The organism is Streptomyces jeddahensis (genome assembly GCF_001642995.1).
Taxonomy (GTDB): Bacteria; Actinomycetota; Actinomycetes; order Streptomycetales; family Streptomycetaceae; genus Streptomyces; species Streptomyces jeddahensis.
Genome location: NZ_LOHS01000079.1, coordinates 1 through 13,892, shown reverse-complemented (window position 1 = coordinate 13,892; position 13,892 = coordinate 1). Strand labels below are relative to the sequence as shown.

The window sequence follows — 13,892 nt, the reverse complement described above, 5'->3', positions numbered from 1 at the left end:
GGTCGGAGGGAATAAACAACTTCCAAACAACTCCCATCAGATGGCATGGAGTTGTAGCGTTTGGTTGTGACCCAGGAGAACGTCGCAGTGAACGGCAGCAGAAAGCTCACGCCCAAGGACATCGCCGAGGCGCTGCGGGAACGCATCCGCACCGGTGCCCTCAAGGCCGGAGACCGCCTGCCCACCCAGGCGGAGCTCGCGCTGGAGTTCGGCGTGGAGCGCGGAACCGTGCGTCAGGCCCTGAAGACCCTGCAGGACGACGGCCTGCTGGCCAACGTCAGCAAGGGCAGCCCGCCGCGCATCGCGGCGCCGGCCCCGACGCGCCAGGGACCGCAGCCCACGATGGTGGCGCTCGCCCCGCGCCTGACAGCGGCCTTCGCCACCCCCAAGGTGCGCATAGACGTCGTCTCCCTCACGGCCGAGACCCTGATGCTGGCGCTGGGCGAGCCGGTCCGCCTCATCCATGAGGGCCGCATCCGCCCCGAGTCCATCGACGTCCGCATCCTGCTCCCCGGCCGCGACATCAATCTGGCCTTCCCCGTCTCGGTCGAGGACCAGGGCGACGAGGACCCCGTGCACGAGCGCTGGCTGGCCCAGCGCAACGCCCAGGGCCACGTCCTGAGCCACAACCTCCGCTCCCTGCGCTCCTCGCACGGTATCGACGTGCACGTCACGTTCCGCGCGCTGCCATTCACCCCGCCGGTGAAGCTGTACCTGCTCAACGGCACCGAAGCGCTGCTGTCGTACTACATGGTCACCAGGCGGGAGGAGGAGGTCGAGAGCGGAAAGCTGGACATGTACGACGCCCTGGGCACCGAATCGCTGCTCTTCGCCTTCGAGAAGCGGGCGGGCAGCCGGGACATGGCGTTCGTGGAGGAGTCGCAGAAGTGGTTCAACGCCCTCTGGGAAACCATCACCACGGACCTGACACTCTCCTAGTGACATCTGATACGAAGCAGACTGAACCGGCGGCACAAGAGACCGAGAACCTGCGCGAACTGATCACACGCGCTCGCTACGTCCTGTTCGACTTCGACGGGCCGATCTGCAGGCTGTTCGCGGGACACAAGGCGGAGCTGATCGCGGAAGGCCAGGTGCGGTGGCTCGAGCAACGCGGGCTCCACGGGCTGCTGACGGAGGTCGAGCGCCAGGTACCGGACCCGCACGAGGTGCTGCGCGCCGTCGACCGCAGACATGCCGGCAGCGACCTGGTCGCCGAGCTCGAAGAACGCCTGACCCAGCAGGAGCTGCGGGCGGTCCCCTCAGCCCTGCCGACACCGTACGCGGACCCGCTCATACGCACCTGGACCGCCGTCGGGTCGCGGCTCTCCATCACGACCAACAACTCACCGCGCGCCGTGCGCGAGTACCTCGCGACGCGCGGCCTCGAAGAATGCTTCCTTCCCCATATCTACGGCCGCACCCAGGACCTGCACCTCCTCAAGCCCCACCCGCACTGCCTCAACCGGGCCCTGAACGCCCTGGGCGCCGACGCCGAGTCCGCGCTGATGATCGGCGACACACCGTCCGATTTCCAGGCCGCCGAGCGGGCCGGGGTGCCGTTCCTCGGCTACGCGCGCAACGCCCGCAAGGAGAAGCTCCTGCGAGCGTCCGGCGCGGAGCACATCGTCAACTCGCTGGAGCCTGTCCTGAAGGTGCTCAGGAATCAGGCCTGAACCATCAGCAGCACGAACACCACGGCCCCGAGCGACACGCAGGTCGAGTTGCGCATCCGCATGCCCACGGCCAGCAGGCAGAGGCAGACCATGCCCATCGGGCCGTACTCCCACTGGACGAGCTGTTCGAAGCCGAGGACCACGACCGTCGACAGCAGCTGGAAGAGAACCATGGGCCCGCCCCCTCTCCGCTTCCCGAGAAGCGATCAACTAACCGTCCAATTGGACTGGTTGACTTGAAGTGGATGTGCCCTGCCTGATTGATCCCTTAACCAGCCACCCGCGGGCCCTTCTATTTGACTGAAATCGGTTTGCTTGTCGGCTGGAAGAGGTACGGTCGCGATGTGGGTGGCACGGGACGGTCATCAGCTGACGGCGGCGGCAGGGAGTTCCTGCGCGTCTCCGAGCAGCTGCGCGCCCGCTTGGCCGACGGCACCTACCGAGTGGGCGGCATGCTGCCGGCGCAGCGGGAACTGGCCGCCGAGTTCCGTGTCTCGCGGGACACCGTGCAGCGGGTGCTCCGGGAGCTGGTCAGCGAGGGCTGGATCGAGTCCCGGCAGGGCAGCGGATCGCGGGTGCTGAAGACCCAGCGCATCCACTCGTCCACGGCGAAGGACACACGCAAGGGCGGTGTCACGCTGGGCCCGCTCATAGGAGAAGCGTTCGAGCACCCCGAAGTGAGCCTGGACGTCTACACGCTGACGTCCGAGTCGCTGGACGCGCACATCCGGGTCCAGGCCGAACGGATCCGTGCAGGTGAGATTGGCCCGGAGAGGATCGCGCTGCGGATGCTGCTGCCCTCCGAAACGCAGGTGATGCCCTATCCGCGAGCGATCGGCCGCAAGGATGCCGACCGGGTCGACGAGATCCTGGCGAGCCGCCTGCGCGACATCACCACCCGCCATACCCATTCGCTGCGAACGGTGCTGCGCGCACTGCAGGCCGAGGGTGCCGTTCCGGCGGTCGACATCGAGGTCCGCCGAGTAGCGCTGACGCCGACCTTCAAGCTGTATCTCTTCAACGGCGCAGAGGCGCTGCACGGCCCGTACGAGGTGGTCAGGCGCCCGATCCTGCTGGACGACGGGACGACTGTCGACGCTCTCGACGTCCTCGGGCTCGGGGCCACGCTCATGCATCACGTCCGCGACGAGGACGCTGATTCCCAAGGGTCCGTCTTTGTCGACAGCATGCAGACGTGGTTCGACTCCGTCTGGGACCGATTGGCTCAATGACACGGAATCCGGCCAAACCGTCGAACGCGGTGACACCGCAGGGCGACGTATACCTCATTGAGACCAGAGACGGTACCGCTCAAGTCGTGCGGAGCGTGCGCCGCCGCTAGGGTGTGCAAACACCTTGGGTGCATTCTCTTGCACCACCTCGCGCGACCTATTCAGGAGCGGCCAGTGGGCGCACCTCCTGTTCCCAGTCCCTCGGTCATCTGGGGATGCGCCACCGACGACGCCTACGACGACTTCGTGCGGCAGGCCAAGCAGGTCGGCGAGATGAGCCGTGGACATCACAACCGGAACTTCGTGCTGCCTCTGACGGAACGGATGGCGCGTCTGGTGGGACGAGAGCCGGGCACGTCTGTGACGGTGCGGATCCGGAGGGCCGAGGCCCTGCCGGTGGTGGTCAGGACCTGGCAGCAGGAGTCGGACATTCTCGGCGCCATCAAGGGCGTCCTTCCCCATGTGCCGGAATGCCTCGCCGAACGACCGGGCTCCGCTGTCCACAGCTATGTGCAGGGAGTACCGCTCTCCAGCATGTGCCAGAACGGCAAGCCGCTCGACCAGATGCTGATCAGGGCGCTGGCCGGGCTCCTGGCCCAGATGTCCCAGGTGCGCCGGGAGGCGTTACCGCGGTTGCCCGACTGCTGGCCCCGCAACGACAAGGACAGCCAGGCGTTCCTGCGTACCCTGGCCGTTCTGGTCGACCGCCAAGTCCGGCAGCCCAATTGGACCGCCTTCGGAGGGCTGTTCGCGGCCCTGGGGATTCCCGACGACGCCATGACCCGTTTGGCGCAGCGGGTGCCTCCGATGTCCCGTCGTCCCTACAGCCTGCTCCACACGGACCTGCACCGGGACAACGTGATCGTGTCCTACGGCGGGGACCCGCCGCTGATCTGCGTCGACTGGGAGCTCGCGACGTACGGCGATCCGCTGCACGACCTCGCGACACACCTGGTCCGGATGCAGTACCCGGCGTTCCAGTGGGGCGAGGTGATCGACGCGTGGGCAGCGGCCATGGAAGGCGCCAGACCGGCTGCGGTCAACGGCCTCACCAGGGACCTGCGCCACTACATCGCCTTCGAACGCGCCCAGTCCGTCTATCCGGACATCATGCGCGCAGCGAAGTCCCTCGAGGACTCGTGCGATCAGAAGAACCTGGACGTCGCCTCCGCCGAGGTGCGCCGGGCCCTCGAGGCCGCAGCCGAACCACTCGGGCTCAGGCAGCTGCCCGAGGAGCCGGAGATCGAGCGCGTCCTCGTCCGCTGGCAGGCGGCGCGGCGGGAACGCCGCACCGGGGTACGGACGGCCACAGGGATCGGCTGGGAGCCTGACAAGCGCGTCCCCGAGCACCCGGACTTTCCTCGCAACGCTGTCCTCGACGCGCTCATCGCCGAGGGCGCCGCTCCCGCCGACCGTGTGTTCAAGGGCACCGCGCACCTCAACTCGGTGGTCAGGGTGCCCGGTGTCGATTTCCCCGTCGTGGTACGCCGCAAGCTGGCGGCGCCCTGCCGCCGGGAGCGCAGCCGCAGTTTCCTCAGCGAGCACGCGGTACTGCGGGCCATCGAGGACTCGAACGCCACGGTGCGCGCCCCCCGGGTACTGGCCCTCGGGCTGAGCGAGCCCCGGGCCTCCCGGCCGAAGGACCCCTTCGCCATCCACACCTATGTGGGGCCGCTCGGCAGTGACCGGCCGCCCAACCACCCCGTACACGGCCTGCTGCCCCACGAAGCGGACGAACTCGTGGACCAGCTCTGCGAACTGACCAAGATCGAGTACTCCTCACTCGACCCCGCGGCGGATTCACTGGACTTCTTCGGCTGGCTCACCCAGGAACTCGTCCGGCTTGTGCAGGAGCTGCCCAAGGAGTCCCAGCAACTGGCCAGGGTCCTGGGGCTGCCCGACGGGCGCCGGCTGAGGGAGATCCTGGGCCGCTACCACGTCGCTCCACGGGCGTCGGCACTCCTCCACGGTGATCTGAACCCGTGGAATCTGGTGCGCAGAGAGGGGGCCGGTCTCACCATCATCGACTGGGAGATGGCGGTGATCGGCGACCCTCTCTACGACCTGGTCCGGCACATGCATCTCACCCCGACCCGGCCCGAGATCCGCCAGCGCATGTTCGACCGCTGGCAGCGCCGGCTCCCGGACGAGCACACCAAGGGCTGGCGAGAGGACTGGCCCGTCTACCGGCGGATCGAGATCATCCGCTCCGCCTATGTCGACCTGGACCGGCTCGTCACGGGCGCAAGTCTCGACGCTCCCAACGTCCGCCGGGCCGTCGACTCGTACGGGATGACTCTGGCGGCCGCCACGGCATCGCTGGGGCTGCCGGTCAGGTCGACGGCGAACCCGTACCTCGCCCGTGCGCTCCCGCACGGCGACGGCAGGCCGAGGGCTGTCGGGTTTCCTACGGGCGTATGACGCGCCGCGACGGGCGCAGCACCGCGAACGCCACCACGAACGCCGTCACCAGGAGCCCCGTGCCCACGGCGAAGGCCAGGTGGTAGCCGCCGGTCAGGGCCTCGGCCGGGGTGCGGCCCTGTGCGAGGAGGCTGTCGCTGCGGGAGGCGGCCAGGGTGGAGAGGACGGCGACGCCTGTGGCCATGCCGATCTGCTGGGTCGTGTTGAACAGCCCGGACGCCAGCCCCGCGTCGTCGTCCTTGGCGCCCGACATGCCCAGCGTGGTCAGTGCGGGGAGGGCGAGCCCGAAGCCGGCGGCGAGCAGCATCACGGGGAGCAGGTCGGTGAGGTAGTGCGCCTCCACGGGCAGACGCGTGAGCAGTCCGAGCACCCCGATCAGCAGCACGAGTCCCGCGAGCAGCACGTTGCGCTCACCGAAACGGGCGTTCAGCCGGGCTGAGACCCCGAGCGACACCGCGCCGATGACCGCTGCCGCGGGGAGCATGGCCAGGCCGGTCCTGGCCGCCCCGTACCCGAGCACCTTCTGGAGATAGAGGGCCACCAGGATCTGGAACGAGAAGAGCGCCGCCACCATGAGGATCTGAACTAGGTTCGCCCCCGAGACACTGCGGGAGCGGAAGATCCGCAACGGCATGAGCGGGGTCCTGGCGGTCGCCTGGCGCACGACGAAGGCGGCGAGCAGGACGAGGGCGAGGGCGCCGAAGCCGAGCGTGGGTGCCGAAGTCCACCCGTACTCCTCCACCTTGACGATCGTGTAGATCCCGAGCATCAGGCCGGCCGTGACGAGGAGAGCGCCGAGGGCGTCGGCACCTGCCGCACGGCCGAGCCCGCGGTCGGCGGGCAGGACGGGTACGGCGATCGCGAGGGCCGCCAGCCCGATCGGCAGGTTGATGTAGAAGATCCAGTGCCAGTCGAGGGCATCGGTGAGGACGCCGCCGAGCACCTGGCCGAGCGATGCGCCGGCCGCCCCGGTGAAGCTGAACACGGCGATCGCCCTGGCGCGCTCCCTGGGCTCGGTGAACAGCGTGACGAGGATGCCCAGGCTGACGGCGGAGGCCATCGCGCTGCCGATGCCCTGCAGGAACCGGGCGGAGATCAGTACGGCGGGGGACGTCGCCACTCCCGCAAGGAGCGATGCGCCGGTGAACACCGCGGTTCCGGCCAGGAACATGCGTTTACGCCCTAACAGATCGCCGAGCCGTCCGGCGAGCAGGAGCAGGCTGCCGAACGCGATCAGGTAGGCGTTCACGACCCAGCTGAGGCCGGCGGGGGAGAAGCCCAGGTCGTGCTGGATGGCGGGCATCGCCACGGTCACGATGCTGCCGTCGAGGACGGTCATCAGCATTCCGGTGGCGATGACGCCGAGGGCGAGTGTCCGGGACCGGGTGGTCGGGGCGGGACCCGCGGACGCCTCGCGCCGGGGCGCTGCGCCGCGAGGAGGAGTGGAAGCGGCAGATGCTGCGGACATGCGTTCTCTCCTGTTCGGTTGGGCCGACAGGAGAGACCGTAGCAGATAGTTCTGTTGCAGACTATCTACTTCACATCTAGTGGGGGCGGGAGCGGTTGCTATCCGCGCTGACGTGCCCGCCGGGCCGGTCGCGGGCTCTCGGCCGGTGTGGCCAGATGCCCGCCGGCCAGCTGCTCCAGGGTCCGCAACAAAGCCGCCCGGTCGCCCTCGGGGACGGCTTGCAGGGCCCTCCCGTGGACGCGGTCCACGATCTTCTGGCTCTGCTCGGCGACGCGTGCGCCCTCCTCGGTGACCGCGATGATCCGCGCCCTCCGGTCCCGGCTGGAGGGACGCCGCTCGGCGAGGCCGGCCTCCTCCAGCGCGTCCACGGTGACCACCATTGTGGTCTTGTCCATGTCGCCGATCTCGGCGAGCTGAGCCTGGGTGCGCTCCTCTTCCAGGGCGTGGACCAGTACGCAGTGCATGCGCGGCGTCAATCCGATCTCGGCGAGCGCCGCCGACATCTGGGTGCGCAGGACATGGCTCGTGTGGTCCAGCAGGTACGAGAGGTCCGGCTCGGTGCGCTTGGGTGCCATGGCGGTCATGCGGGCAAGGGTAGTGGCAATCGGTCCGTAGCGGATTATCGGGAAGTGGGCATCTTTGGGCTCGCGCCGCGCGGCACACTTTTGCAAGCACGCGCTTGCAATAGTTAGCGCCAGTGAGGCACCATCGAGGCATGGCATCACTCAACGTCGGCAATCTCGGCGAGTACCTGCGCGAGCAGCGGCGCACCGCGCAGCTGTCGCTGCGGCAGCTCGCGGAGGCGGCAGGGGTGTCCAATCCGTATCTGAGCCAGATCGAGCGCGGGCTGCGCAAGCCGAGTGCCGAGGTGCTGCAGCAGGTCGCGAAGGCGCTGCGGATCTCCGCCGAGACGCTGTACGTGCGGGCCGGGATCCTCGACGCGGAGCGGGATCGGGACGACGTGGAGACGCGCGCGGTGATCCTTGCCGATCCGTCCCTCAACGAACGTCAGAAGCAGGTGCTCCTGCAGATCTACGAGTCCTTCCGCAAGGAGAACGGAACCGGGACCGACGTCGTTACGGATGCCGTTACGGATGTCGTAGCGGATGCCATCCAGGACACCGCCGCGGACGGCCGCGGCGGGGCCGGCGAGCCCAGCGCGGCCAGTGGCAGCGATGCCGACCAGCACGACCAGCACGACCACAAACCCTCGAGCTGAAGTGATCCGGGAGGACCACAGTCATGGCCATCACCGACGATCTGCGTAAGACCCTGAAGGACCCCACGCCGCTGTACTTCGCAGCGGGCACCGCCGACCTCGCGTACCAGCAGGCCAAGAAGGTGCCCTCGCTCGTCGAGCAGCTGCGCGCCGAGGCTCCGGCCCGTATCGAGGCCGTGCGCGGCACCGACCCGAAGGTCGTCCAGGACAAGGCCGCCGCCCGCGCCAAGGAGGTGCAGGAGACCCTCCAGGCCAAGGTCGCGGAGGTGCTCGGCACCATCGACACCGACCTGAAGAAGCTGGGCGAATCCGCTCAGGACCTGGCCCTGCGCGGCGTCGGCGTGGCCGCCGAGTACGCGGTCAAGGCGCGTGAGACGTACGAGAAGGTCGCCGAGCACGGCGAGCAGGCCGTCCGGACCTGGCGCGGTGAGGCGGCCGAGGAGATCTCGGAGCTCGCTGTGACCGTCGAGCCGGAGTCGAAGCCGTCCTCGTCGGCGTCGTCGCCCAAGGCCGCCGAGTCCCGGAGCGCGGCCTCGGCCAAGAAGACGACCCCCGCGGCGAAGAAGGCCCCGGCCAAGAAGACCACCACCACGGCGAAGAAGCCCACCCCGCCCGCCAAGTGACCGCGTTCCAGGAGAAGCTCCGGGTTCCGGAAGAAGCTCCGGGTCCCGGGAGAGCTCCGGAGCGACCTCGTCGCGGGAATGAGCCGGGCACTTGCGGAGTGCCCGGCTCGTTCCTCGGGTAGCAGGTACGGTGGCCGCATAGACATGAGCCGATGACCAGGTGGTGGACGCAGTGCTGATGCAGGGGTTCGCGGGTTTCATGTGGCTGCTGAGCGTGGCCCTGATCCTGTTCAGCGGCTTCGCTCTGATCGACGCCGCCATCCGGCGCGAAGACGCCTATCGTGCCGCCGACAAGCAGACCAAGCCGTTCTGGCTGATCATCCTGGGGATCGCCTTCGTGGTGAGCCTGCTCTTCCCCATCCTGTCGTTCCTGCCCATCATCGGCGCCATCGCGACCATCGTGTACATGGTCGACGTGCGGCCCGCGGTCCGGTCGATCACGGGTGGCGGCGGCCGCCGCGGCTCGAGCAGCGACGGTCCTTACGGGCCCTACAACGGCGGACGGTAGCGGTCGCCAGGGGCCTGGTGCCTCTGCGGGTGCCTCCTGCGCGTTGCGCTCTACCGCTCTCGGCCTCTACCGCTCCCGGCCTTGGCCGCGGGTGCGGTCCCGGTTCCGGTCGCGGTCCAGCAGCAGGACGGCCACGTCGTCCGTCAGGTCCCCTCCGTTGAGGTCGCGGACCTCGTTGACCGCCGCCTCCAGCAGCTCCTCGCCCTGCAGGCCCGCGGCGAGCTGGCGGCGGACCAGGTCCACCATCCCTTCCTGGCCGAGCCGCTGATTGCCCTGGCCGATACGGCCCTCTATCAGGCCGTCCGTGTAGAGCATCAGGCTCCAGGTGGCGCCCAGTTCCACCTGCCGGCGCGGCCAGCGGGCGCGTTCGAGCAGGCCGAGTGCCGGGCCGCTGTTCTCCTCCGGCGCCAGGAGTTCGGCGCGGCTGCCCTGCCGGGCGATCAGCGGAGACGGATGTCCCGCCAGGCACAGGCCGGCGCGCCGCTCGTCGGGGGCGATGTCCACCGTGCACAGCGTCGCGAAGATCTCGTCGTCCGCGCGCTCGTGCTCCAGCACCTCCTGGAGCGTCGACAGCAGCTCGTCGCCGCACATCCCGGCGAGGGTCAGCGCCCGCCAGGCGATGCGCAGTTCGACGCCGAGCGCCGCGGCGTCGGGGCCGTGCCCGCAGACGTCGCCGATCATGGCGTGCACCGTGCCGTCCGGGGTGCGGACCGTGTCGTAGAAGTCGCCGCCGAGCAGGGCGCGCGAACGGCCGGGGCGGTAGCTGGCGGCGAAACGCAGCGACGAGCCGCCCAGCAGGGGCGTCGGCAGCAGACCCCGCTCCAGACGGGCGTTCTCCTGTGCCCGCAGCCGGGACTCGGTGAGCTTGCGCTGGGCCACGTCGGCGCGCTTGCGCTCCACCGCGTACCGGATGGCGCGGGTGAGCAGCTTTCCGTCCAGTTCGTCCCGGAACAGATAGTCCTGGGCGCCCACGCGCACGGCTTCCGCGCCCCGCTCGGCGTCACCGGACGCGGTGAGCGCGAGCACGGCGTGCCGGGGCGCGAGACGCAGTACGTGCCTGAGCGTCGCGAGTTCGTCGGCGTCGGGACGCGGACCGTTGCCCGAACCGTGCGTGGAACCGCTCCCGGAACCGTGCGCGGCACCGCTCCCGGATCCGGGCCGGGCGCCGCCGGCCGGTCCCTGGGACGCCGTGCCGCTGCCGGGTGCGGGCAGCGCGAGGTCGAGAAGGATGCAGTTGACGTCGTCCGTGAGAAGCCGCTCGGCCTCGATGAGGTTGCGGGCGGTGCGGACGCGGACGGGCTTGCCGGCGGAGTCGATCAGCTCCGGAAGGCTCAGCGAACCGGCCGGGTCGTCCTCGATGACCAGGAGCGTGATCCCCGTACCGCTGCCGGGACCACCGCCGTAGCCGGCGTCGTGACGGCCGTTGTCGGCGTCACCGTCGTGATCGCCGTCACGGCCGTGGCCGTCGCCGGTGCGCCCGCCGCCGTCTACGGCGTCGGCGGTCCGCGGCGTCGCCGGTTCCGTCCGGGGGCGAGGCAGGCCGTGCGTGGGCTCGGCTTGAGCCTGACCACTCTCCACGGCTGGGATACCTCTCTGCCGCGGTATGGGTACGGGCATGGTTCTGGATTCCTTCCCTCCCCCCGAGGGCACGGTGGAACGAAGACCTTCGCCCCCACCGACGGGGACCATAGCGGTAGCCCCCGCGGTAACGGAATGGCGAGCAGCAAACCGCCGCTGTCATATGCCGCATTCAGGAGCGGATTTGGGCACGGCACGTCTCACTGTGGATGACGAACATCACGCCGCAGAGGTTGAGTGGGCGCCCGAAGGTGCCGCGGGTCACGTGCAGTAGGTCACGTGTCGCGCCTCACGCAAGGCCTCACTTATCGGGACGTACCACCCCGAGAATCGCCATCGAGCCGGCGCCCGCGATGGTCACCGTACGCCCCGGGCGCGGCGCGTGCACGATCGCGCCGTCGCCTATGTACATCCCGACATGGCTGGCGTCGTCGTGATAAATGATCAGGTCGCCCGGCCGCATGTCCCTGATGTCGATGTGCGGCAGCTGCTTCCACTGCTCCTGCGAGGTGCGCGGAATGCCGCGCCCGGCGGCCGCCCAGGCCTGTGAGGTCAGCCCCGAGCAGTCGTACGTCTTCGGGCCTTCGGCGCCCCATTCGTACGGCTTGCCTATCTGCGCGGTCGCGTACTTGACGGCCTTCTTGCCGCGGGGCGACGCCTTGCCGTCGATCTCCTTCAGGATTCCGGAGCTCAGCCAGGCGGCCTGGTTCTGGTACGCGGTCTCCTGCTCCAGCTCAAGGAGCCGCTCGAGCTCCTCCTTCTCGAGCTTCGCCTCGAGCTTCTCGGCCTCGGCGATCCGGCTCTTGATCTTCTTCTTCGCCGCCGCCTTGGCCTTGCGGTTGGCCTCGAGCCGCTGCCACTGGGTCGAGGCGTCCTTCGCGTAGGACTGCAGGTCCTCCTGCGTCCGGGTCAGCTCGGCGAGCAGCCCCTTGGTCGCCTGCGCGCCCTCGCGCACCCGGCTGGCGCCGTCCAGGAACAGCCGCGGGTCGTCGCTGAGCATCAGCTGCGCCTCGGGCGGCAGCCCGCCGCTGCGGTACTGCGCCCTGGCCGCCGCGCCCACGCGCTCCTTCAAGTCGTCCAGTTTCTCCTGGCCCTTGACGATCCTGCGGGCCAGCTCGACGATCTCCGCGGACTGCTCGTCGGCCTTCTCCTCGGCCGCGTTGTACTCGTCCGTCGCGACCGCCGCCTCGTGGTAGAGCCGGTCCAGTTCCTCGCGGACCTTTTCGAGGTCCTGGTCCCCGGAGGCCGTCGGCGTCGGCGTGGGGGTCGGGGCCGGCTTGGCCGGATTCGCGTACGAACTGGCGTACGCCGCTCCCGGGGCCGTCAGTACCGTCACCGCGCAGACCAGCGCTACGGCCGCCGAGGTCAAGCCCACCTTCCCGGTCTTCCCGATCACGTCTCAGCCCCCCAAAGCTGATTTACCGTCAGTAACTACCGGACGTCTTCGGGATGGTGCCACGCCCGCGCTCAATACGACAGAGCCGGACGGGAATTCCGATCCCCCACCGCCTCATGTGACGAACGGGCCTCGGAGATCGTTCCCGGCCGTCGGCGGCAAGGCGTCCTGCGCGCCGGTCAGGACGACGTACGCGGCGCCAAGGCCTCCCAGCCGACGGTCACTTCGCCCTGCCGCCATCGCGAGATCCCGTCCAGCACCGGCCAGTCCGCCGTGAGGTCGCGTACCGCCCTGATCCACCGCTGGCGCGCACCGTACGACGCGTAGGGCGCCGCGGCCGCCCACGCCCGGTCGAAGTCGCGCAGGAAGGCGTGCACCGGCTCACCGGGCACGTTCCGGTGGATCAGTACCTTCGGCAGCCGCTCGGCGAGGTCGGACGGGCGGTCCAGGGAGCCGAGGCGGGTCGCGAACGTCACCGTGCGCGGCCCCGACGTGTCGAGCGCGACCCACACGTGCCGCCGGCCGATCTCGTCGCACGTGCCCTCGACCAGCAGCCCGCCCGCGAAACCGCTCGCGGGGGCCGGAGGCGCGAGCCGCGCGCACAGCCGCTCCCAGACGGCGGCGACCTGGTCCTCGTCGTACTGGCGCAGCACGTTCGCCGCGCGGATGAGGACGGGGCGTTCGGGCAGCGGTATCTCGAAGCCGCCGTGGCGGAAGTGCAGCCCCTCGCGTTCGTACGGCTTCGCGGCCTCCACCCGTGCCGGTTCGATCTCGATACCGACCACGCGCGCGTGCGGCGCGACAGTGCGCAGCCGCTGCAGCAGCTCGACCGCGGTCCAGGGAGCGGCGCCGTAGCCGAGATCGACGGCGACGGCGTCGTCCGCGCGCCGCAGCCGACGGCCGTGGGCGGCGGCGATCCAGCGGTCCATGCGGCGCAGCCGGTTCGGATTGGTGGTCCCGCGTGTCACCGTTCCCACGGGCCGGGACTGGGTGCGGGAGGCCATGCGTATGAGGGTATGGGCGGGCGCCTTCCCGTCGGCCGCGCTCCCGAAGACCGCCCGCACGTGTGACCTGCGACGATGGCGTTCCGCGGCCGCATGGCCCGCCACGCGCGTGTGAGCCGTCTCACCGGGGGGCTCGGGCCACGGCTGAGCCGCCACCGGGTCACGCCGGAGCCTGCCGCCAGGCCATGGCTGAGCCCGCCACCGGCCACGCGGGAGACCCGCCACCGGGCCGCGGCCGCGCCTGCCGCCGGGCCGCGGCCGCGCTCGCCCCCTGCTCGCACCGGAGCCCCAGCCGAAGCCCCGCCACCGGGTCACGCCGGAGCCCCCGCCGGGCCCGCCACCTGGTCACCCTCGACCCCGCCTCGGCAATCTTTCGGCAAAGCGGAATGCGAGGAGGTTGCTCCGGTGTTGCGGCTCTTGGAGGCGGTAGCACGTTCTCCGCACAGGTGTGCCCGCACTGCGCGCACAGCTGTGCCTGCACTGCCCGCATATCGAGCTGCCACGCCCGCAGCAAGGAGGACCGCCACGTGAGCCAGTACGTGACCAGGTTCGGGCGCCGTTCCCCGGCGGCTCCCTCCCGGCTCCGGCTGCCCGGCACACACCGGCGCCCGCGGCGGGTCGCCATGCTCAGCGTGCACACCTCCCCGCTGCACCAGCCCGGCACGGGCGACGCGGGCGGCATGAACGTATACATCGTGGAGCTCGCCAAGCGGCTGGCCGCGATCAACGTCGAGGTGGAGATCTTCACGCGCGCCACGGCGGGCGGG

General features: G+C 69.9%; 13 protein-coding genes and 1 pseudogene. 8 read left to right on the top strand and 6 right to left on the bottom strand.

The genetic code is table 11. From position 1 onward, the window contains the following. Window positions 1-60 precede the first annotated feature (60 nt). Both STSP_RS16285 and STSP_RS16280 read left to right on the top strand, forming a co-directional pair. Window positions 61-939: a GntR family transcriptional regulator gene (locus tag STSP_RS16285; RefSeq protein ID WP_067278052.1), complete on the top strand. Its 879-nt coding sequence runs from the start codon at window positions 61-63 to the stop codon at window positions 937-939. Then, window positions 939-1,676 carry an HAD family hydrolase gene (locus tag STSP_RS16280; RefSeq protein WP_232789664.1) on the top strand — a complete coding sequence of 246 codons (738 nt, stop codon included), beginning with the start codon at window positions 939-941 and terminating at the stop codon, window positions 1,674-1,676. The genes STSP_RS16285 and STSP_RS16280 overlap by 1 nt, the downstream gene beginning before the upstream one ends. Here STSP_RS16280 and STSP_RS16275 read toward each other — a convergent pair. Continuing rightward, a complete protein-coding gene (locus STSP_RS16275) occupies window positions 1,667-1,849 on the bottom strand; it encodes a hypothetical protein (protein ID WP_067278049.1) in 183 nt (60 codons plus the stop codon). The two genes, STSP_RS16280 and STSP_RS16275, sit on opposite strands and share 10 nt — an antisense overlap. Window positions 1,850-2,020: 171 nt before the next feature. Between STSP_RS16275 and STSP_RS16270 the strand changes: the two genes are divergently transcribed. Together STSP_RS16270 and STSP_RS16265 are read left to right on the top strand one after the other, a co-directional pair. After that, complete coding sequence (locus STSP_RS16270) at window positions 2,021-2,908, top strand: winged helix-turn-helix domain-containing protein (RefSeq protein WP_067278046.1); 888 nt, start codon at window positions 2,021-2,023, stop codon at window positions 2,906-2,908. Between the two features lie 174 nt (window positions 2,909-3,082). Beyond that, a complete protein-coding gene (locus tag STSP_RS16265) occupies window positions 3,083-5,329 on the top strand; it encodes a phosphotransferase family protein (RefSeq protein ID WP_408646302.1) in 2,247 nt (748 codons plus the stop codon). Here STSP_RS16265 and STSP_RS16260 read toward each other — a convergent pair. Next, window positions 5,316-6,797: an MFS transporter gene (locus STSP_RS16260; RefSeq protein WP_067278045.1), complete on the bottom strand. Its 1,482-nt coding sequence runs from the start codon at window positions 6,795-6,797 to the stop codon at window positions 5,316-5,318. The genes STSP_RS16265 and STSP_RS16260 overlap by 14 nt on opposite strands. A 98-nt stretch (window positions 6,798-6,895) precedes the next feature. Then, window positions 6,896-7,381 carry a MarR family winged helix-turn-helix transcriptional regulator gene (locus tag STSP_RS16255; RefSeq protein ID WP_067278042.1) on the bottom strand — a complete coding sequence of 162 codons (486 nt, stop codon included), beginning with the start codon at window positions 7,379-7,381 and terminating at the stop codon, window positions 6,896-6,898. Window positions 7,382-7,512: 131 nt separating this feature from the next. Between STSP_RS16255 and STSP_RS16250 the strand changes: the two genes are divergently transcribed. From STSP_RS16250 to STSP_RS16240, 3 genes are all read left to right on the top strand, one after another. Further along, a complete protein-coding gene (locus STSP_RS16250; RefSeq protein WP_067278041.1) occupies window positions 7,513-8,016 on the top strand; it encodes a helix-turn-helix domain-containing protein in 504 nt (167 codons plus the stop codon). Window positions 8,017-8,039: 23 nt separating this feature from the next. Next, window positions 8,040-8,639 carry a hypothetical protein gene (locus STSP_RS16245; protein ID WP_067278038.1) on the top strand — a complete coding sequence of 200 codons (600 nt, stop codon included), beginning with the start codon at window positions 8,040-8,042 and terminating at the stop codon, window positions 8,637-8,639. A gap of 178 nt (window positions 8,640-8,817) precedes the next feature. Beyond that, entirely contained in the window at window positions 8,818-9,147 is a 330-nt protein-coding gene (locus tag STSP_RS16240; protein ID WP_078067239.1) for a DUF2516 family protein, read from the top strand. Between the two features lie 66 nt (window positions 9,148-9,213). Here the strand turns inward: STSP_RS16240 and STSP_RS16235 are convergent, their stop codons facing one another. The 3 genes from STSP_RS16235 to STSP_RS16225 all read right to left on the bottom strand — a co-directional run bounded on the left by STSP_RS16235 (window position 9,214) and on the right by STSP_RS16225 (window position 13,125). Then, window positions 9,214-10,764, bottom strand: coding sequence for a PP2C family protein-serine/threonine phosphatase (locus STSP_RS16235; RefSeq protein WP_067278036.1), 1,551 nt, complete (start codon window positions 10,762-10,764; stop codon window positions 9,214-9,216). 262 nt (window positions 10,765-11,026) lie between these two features. Next, on the bottom strand, window positions 11,027-12,118 hold the full coding sequence (locus STSP_RS16230; RefSeq protein WP_067278177.1) for a C40 family peptidase: 1,092 nt from the start codon (window positions 12,116-12,118) through the stop codon (window positions 11,027-11,029). Between the two features lie 182 nt (window positions 12,119-12,300). Then, on the bottom strand, window positions 12,301-13,125 hold the full coding sequence (locus STSP_RS16225) for a class I SAM-dependent methyltransferase (protein ID WP_067278174.1): 825 nt from the start codon (window positions 13,123-13,125) through the stop codon (window positions 12,301-12,303). A gap of 527 nt (window positions 13,126-13,652) precedes the next feature. Here STSP_RS16225 and STSP_RS16220 point away from each other — a divergent pair. Beyond that, window positions 13,653-13,892: pseudogene (locus STSP_RS16220) on the top strand (D-inositol-3-phosphate glycosyltransferase); the annotation flags it as partial.

Excerpts from the sequence above, each read along its gene's own strand:
- STSP_RS16225 (WP_067278174.1), bottom strand. The coding sequence starts at position 13,125 with ATGGCCTCCCGCACCCAGTCCCGGCCCGTGGGAACGGTGACACGCGGG.
- STSP_RS16260 (WP_067278045.1), bottom strand. The coding sequence starts at position 6,797 with ATGTCCGCAGCATCTGCCGCTTCCACTCCTCCTCGCGGCGCAGCGCCC.
- STSP_RS16250 (WP_067278041.1), top strand. The coding sequence starts at position 7,513 with ATGGCATCACTCAACGTCGGCAATCTCGGCGAGTACCTGCGCGAGCAG.
- STSP_RS16240 (WP_078067239.1), top strand. The coding sequence starts at position 8,818 with ATGCAGGGGTTCGCGGGTTTCATGTGGCTGCTGAGCGTGGCCCTGATC.
- STSP_RS16275 (WP_067278049.1), bottom strand. The coding sequence starts at position 1,849 with ATGGTTCTCTTCCAGCTGCTGTCGACGGTCGTGGTCCTCGGCTTCGAA.
- STSP_RS16245 (WP_067278038.1), top strand. The coding sequence starts at position 8,040 with ATGGCCATCACCGACGATCTGCGTAAGACCCTGAAGGACCCCACGCCG.
- STSP_RS16235 (WP_067278036.1), bottom strand. The coding sequence starts at position 10,764 with ATGCCCGTACCCATACCGCGGCAGAGAGGTATCCCAGCCGTGGAGAGT.
- STSP_RS16255 (WP_067278042.1), bottom strand. The coding sequence starts at position 7,381 with ATGACCGCCATGGCACCCAAGCGCACCGAGCCGGACCTCTCGTACCTG.